This window comes from Longivirga aurantiaca (assembly GCF_042660085.1).
Classification (GTDB): Bacteria; Actinomycetota; Actinomycetes; order S36-B12; family CAIYMF01; genus Longivirga; species Longivirga aurantiaca.
On sequence record NZ_JBHSTI010000017.1, the window covers coordinates 1 to 4,610 of the forward strand.

Annotated in this window: 6 protein-coding genes; 4 read left to right on the forward strand and 2 right to left on the reverse strand. The window is 70.5% G+C overall.

Annotated features, from left to right (window positions below):
* The coding region (locus ACFQGU_RS15760; protein ID WP_386768530.1) for a PP2C family protein-serine/threonine phosphatase at positions 1-584 on the forward strand (584 nt) is incomplete at its 5' end.
* 94 nt (positions 585-678) lie between these two features.
* Complete coding sequence (locus ACFQGU_RS15765) at positions 679-876, forward strand: ferredoxin (protein ID WP_386768532.1); 198 nt, start codon at positions 679-681, stop codon at positions 874-876.
* Between the two features lie 19 nt (positions 877-895).
* Here ACFQGU_RS15765 and ACFQGU_RS15770 read toward each other — a convergent pair whose 3' ends face one another.
* Both ACFQGU_RS15770 and ACFQGU_RS15775 read right to left on the reverse strand, forming a co-directional pair.
* Positions 896-2,272, reverse strand: coding sequence for a GmrSD restriction endonuclease domain-containing protein (locus ACFQGU_RS15770; protein ID WP_386768534.1), 1,377 nt, complete (start codon positions 2,270-2,272; stop codon positions 896-898).
* A gap of 80 nt (positions 2,273-2,352) precedes the next feature.
* Entirely contained in the window at positions 2,353-2,970 is a 618-nt protein-coding gene (locus tag ACFQGU_RS15775; RefSeq protein WP_386768540.1) for a TetR/AcrR family transcriptional regulator C-terminal domain-containing protein, read from the reverse strand.
* A 174-nt stretch (positions 2,971-3,144) separates the two neighbouring features.
* On the opposite strand from ACFQGU_RS15775, the gene ACFQGU_RS15780 reads away from it, so the two are divergent.
* Positions 3,145-3,639 (forward strand): DUF6326 family protein, encoded by a 495-nt coding sequence (locus ACFQGU_RS15780; RefSeq protein WP_386768536.1) that lies wholly within the window; start codon positions 3,145-3,147, stop codon positions 3,637-3,639.
* 533 nt (positions 3,640-4,172) lie between these two features.
* Positions 4,173-4,379 (forward strand): hypothetical protein, encoded by a 207-nt coding sequence (locus ACFQGU_RS15785; RefSeq protein WP_386768538.1) that lies wholly within the window; start codon positions 4,173-4,175, stop codon positions 4,377-4,379.
* Positions 4,380-4,610 lie beyond the last annotated feature (231 nt).

Consider the following 4,610-nt stretch of genomic DNA (forward strand, 5'->3'; position numbering starts at 1 on the left):
AGGACGCGGGGCGCGTCGCCCTGGTGGTCGGCGACTGCGTGGGCCACGGCCTCGCCGCCGCTGCGGTGATGGCCCAGCTGCGGACGGCGTCGCGCACGCTGCTCATCGAGGGTCACGGGCCCGCGCAGATGCTGACCGCGCTCGACAAGTTCGCCGGCGAGGTCCCGGGCGCGGAGTGCGCGACGGTGGTCTGCAGCACGCTGGACCTCGTGACGGGGGAGCTCGTCTACGCATCGGCCGGTCACCTGCCGGCACTCGTCGTCGGACCTCGGGGGCACCGCTGGCTCGAGGGCGGGCGCGGGATCCCGCTGGCCGTGCTCCGCACCTCGGCGCGCGACGACGCCGCCGACGTCCTGGAGCGCGACGAGGTGCTGCTGGTCTTCACCGACGGGCTGGTGGAACGGCGCGGCGAGAGCCTCGACGTCGGGCTCGACCGGCTGGCGCGCGCGGTGACCGCGGTGCTGGACGACCAGGACCTCCGTGCGCTCGACCTCGAGGACCTCGTCGACGGCATCCTCAGGCTGCTCGTGCCCCAGGGGTCGAACGACGACATCGCCCTCATCGCGCAGCGACGGCCCCAGTAGCGCTCGCGGATCCGTCGCGCGGAGATCGACGGTCCCGCTTGCCGGGCGCTGAACGTCCAGCAGACTGGCCCCACCCACCACCATTGGAGCAGGCATGAGCTTCCGCGTGATCGCCGACTACGACCGGTGCAAGTCCCACGGACTCTGCCAGGCGGTCGCGCCCGAGGTGTTCGAGGTCCGGGCCGACGGCTACATGTACATCCTGCTCGAGACCGTCGACGACTCGATGCGCAGCGCCTGCGAGGACGCCGTCGACTCCTGCCCCGAGCAGGCCCTGCGCATCGAGGACTGACGCCGACGGACAGCCCTGACTACTCGCAGACCTTGCCGTCGCTGTCCCTGTCGGTGTACCAGTCGTACTCCGGATCGACGCCGCTGAAGTAGGGGCCGAAGCCCGCAGCGATCGCCTCGCGGCAGGTGCCGAACCTCGGATCCAGCGACCCGCCCGAGGAGGGCTTGGTAGGCGTGGGAGTCGGCTTCGGTGTCGCTGCGGGAGGTGGCCCTCCCGTGTTGGACGCGATCGTCGGCTGCGGGCCGGGCGCCGGAAGGGCCTGGTCGGGGCACGCCCTGAGCACCCGGATCATCGCGTCTCGCTCGGCGCCCGTGACCCAGAGCTGGTACTTCTTCTTCACCGCGATCTGCCGAGCCACGTAGGTGCAGCGGTAGGGCTTGTTGGGCGGCAGCCAGGTCGCCGCGTCGCCGTCGCCCTTCTGCCGGTTGGCCGAGGCGTCCGTGGGCTGGAGGTTGAGCGGGTCGTTGCCGAACGCGACCCGCTTGGCGTACGTCCAGGTCGTGGCGCCCTTCTGCCACGCATCGGACAGCGACACGAGATGGTCGACGTCCACCTCGCTCGCGCCGCCCCGGACGAACAGGATCGTGCTGGCTGTGTACGGGTCGGCGAGGGTGCCGGCCATCACCTTGCACGAGCCGGACATCGTCCGGTCGGTGAGGGTCGCGATGAGCATGTCGTTGCGGGTGTCGCACCCGTTGCGGTCGACGTCGACCCACGCCGGGCCGAACATCTCGCGCGAGTAGCCGGTCTTCGGCGCGCGGCCCTTCACCCTCAGGCTGGCCAGCGCGACGACCGCGGCGCTCCTCGCGGCCGGGCGTGAGGCGCTGACCGTCGGGGTCGGCGTGGCGCTCGGAGTCGGTGTGGCGGCGGGCGTCTGGCTGGTCAGCGTGGGCGACGGCGTGGACGTGGGCGATGCCGACGGCTGCGCCGACGGCGGCACGAGCGCCGCCGGAGGTGCGGCCACGTCGGATCCGCGCTGGGCCAGGGACGACGGCGCGGCGAAGCCGAGCACCATCGCCGAGAAGGCGGCGGCGCTGCAGAGCGCCTTCACCTTGGTGGAGCTGGTCGGGCGCAGCCACAGCAGGACCAGGCCCGGGACGAAGCAGAGCACGAACCCGATCAGGATCGCGGGCCACGACACCAGCCACGACGGGATACCGGACGACGCAGCGCCAGGCGCCACGGGCAGGGGCCGTACGGCGGGCAGGGGCTTTGGGGTGGGCAGGGGCCGTGCGGCGGGCAGGGGCGGCGCGACAGGCGTCCGGGCCACGGGCGGGGGGAGCGCTGCGACGGTGCTGTAGTGCTGGGTCCAGGCGGTGCCGTCCCAGTAGCGCAGCGTCGTCGGATCTGTGCCGTCGGGCGTGTACCACCCAGGCGGTGCCTGCCTCGCGCTCACTATCTCCCCGTTCCACCCGTCTGCGTGCTCGACGGTAGCGGCACCGCGCTGCCGACTCGCGCTGGCGGCCGTGAGCGTCGTTACGCGGAGGTTCTGAGGGGCTCGAGGGCGGCGAGGACGAGGTCGAGTCCGAAGAGGAATTCCTCGGCCGGGTCGTAGCCGGCAGCGAAGAGCACCGCCGCGGACTCGCTGAGGTAGGGGAACTGCTCGGGAGGAAGCAGGGGCAGGTAGACGTCCTCGGCCATGTCCGCGAGCTCGGCGGCGGTGTCGAACGGCAGGCTGGCCTCCTGCAGCGCGAACCCGTAGACGTAGCAGTCGAGCAGCCAGTTGGCGTGCGTCGCCATCACGACCGAGAAGCCGGCCCTGCGCAGGCAGGCGGTGACCGCTTCACGGTGGCGGAGGTTCGCCGGCCCCGGCGACGTCCGCGACTCCATGAGGCCGATCGCCCACCGGTGGCGGGCGAGCACCTGTCGGGCGGATACCGCCCGCTGTCGCATGGCGGACTGCCAGTCGGTGTCCGCGGGCGGAAGCTCGATCTCCTCGAACACCACGTCGATCATGGCGTCGAGCAGCTCGTCCTTGTTCGCGACGTAGTAGTACAGCGACATCGCGCCCGCGCCGAGCGCGCCGGCGAGCCGGCGCATGCTCAGCCCGTCGACCCCCTCGAGGTCGGCGAGGCGGATCGCCTCGACCACCACCCGCTGCTTGCTCAGCCCCGCGTCCGACGCGATCGGGCCCTGCTTCTTCGCTGCCACGGGTCTCCTCGCTCGCTCGGACGGCTTGACAACCGTACAGCGTACGAGTGATCGTACAGTGTACGACGTACAGCGTACGAACCGACGAGGTCCACCCCGGACCAGAGGAGACATGACATGAGATCCCGGACATCAGAACTGACCGCGCTGGAGGACCGGCGACTCCCGGTCCAGGCGAAGCTCGCCGCAGCTTGGGCGAGCTTCATGTTCTTCTACATCTACGTCGACTACCTCGCGCTGTACAAGCCAGGCTTCCTCGACGAGATCCGTGGGGGCACCGTCCACGACTTCGAGACGGGCCCGCTCTTCGTCGGGGCCTCGCTCACCCTGGTCGGGATCCCGGCGCTGATGATCGCGCTCTCCGCGACGCTGCCGGCCCGCATCAACCGCCCGGTCAACCTCGTCATCGCGGCGCTCTACCTCCCCGTCACGATCTACAACGCGTCGGGCGAGTCCCTGAGCTACGCCTACTTCTACGGCCTCTCGATCGCGCTCGAGGTGCTGATCCTCGCCTTCATCCTGCGATCCTCCTGGACCTGGCCCCGCACGACGGCGCCGTCGATGCCCGACGTCATCGCGCCGGACCATTCGCAGGTCCAGGTGGGCCGCTAGGCCCCGAGCCTCAGCCCGATTCGGTAGTGGGATCTCGCGTTCTGTCACGACTTCTCACTACCGAATCCGCCGCGGAGGGCGGGGGATCCGTCTCGGAGCGGCGTAGTCGCGGGCAGTCTGGCGCCTTCGGCGCGCAGACCCGAGGTGACGCGGGGGTTCCTCCCGAATCCCTCGCCCTCAAGCGGGGGCCCTACGGGCCCGGCGGAGGGCGAGGGATCCGTCTCGGGCGGGCAGAGCCGCGACCGGTGGGGCGGCTTCGCCGCGGTGGGTCGAAGGGCTGCGGGGGTTCCTCCCGAATTCCTCGCCCTCAAGCTGGGGCCCTACGGGCCCGGCGGAGGGCGAGGGATTCGAACCCTCGGTCAGGGATCACCTGACAGCGGTTCTCAGGTTCCCCAGGAACCGTGCCTCTGGGTCCGGAACCATCCCGTTGAGCGTCGAATTGAGTGTCGCCGACGTCGCCGCAGTCCCTTCGCGTGCCGTCCTGCCCGAGCTGGGCTCACTGAGTCCGTGAAGCCCGCGTGAAGCCTGAGGACGTGCCTGAGATTGCCGATCCCCGCCCAAGGGACCCACAGAATCCGATGCCGGAGGTTCGAAATGATGGACCCAAGATCAACCTGCCCCTGACGCCGGACCTGCTCGCCGCGATGGTGAGCTTCATTGACGAGATCGAGCACCGCGGCTACGACTCCGTGCTTGGCCGCTTCCTCTACCAGGGCCGGCCGGGGAGCGACAACGGCTGACGCGTAAGTCGCTCGAGGGGGCGACTCGGGTCTCATTGACTACAGACGCCTCGTACCCCTGAGCACGCCCTACGGACCAGCGATTCGACCAAGCCGTTGACCGGCCACCATCCTCCGGCCATGATCCGAATGGTTTGGGACAGGCCGAGGGGGGTGCCATGGCGAACACGCGTATTGCCCTGCTGGTCGGCGCGCTGGTGGCACTCGGCGTCCCGCTCCTGATCGCACCGG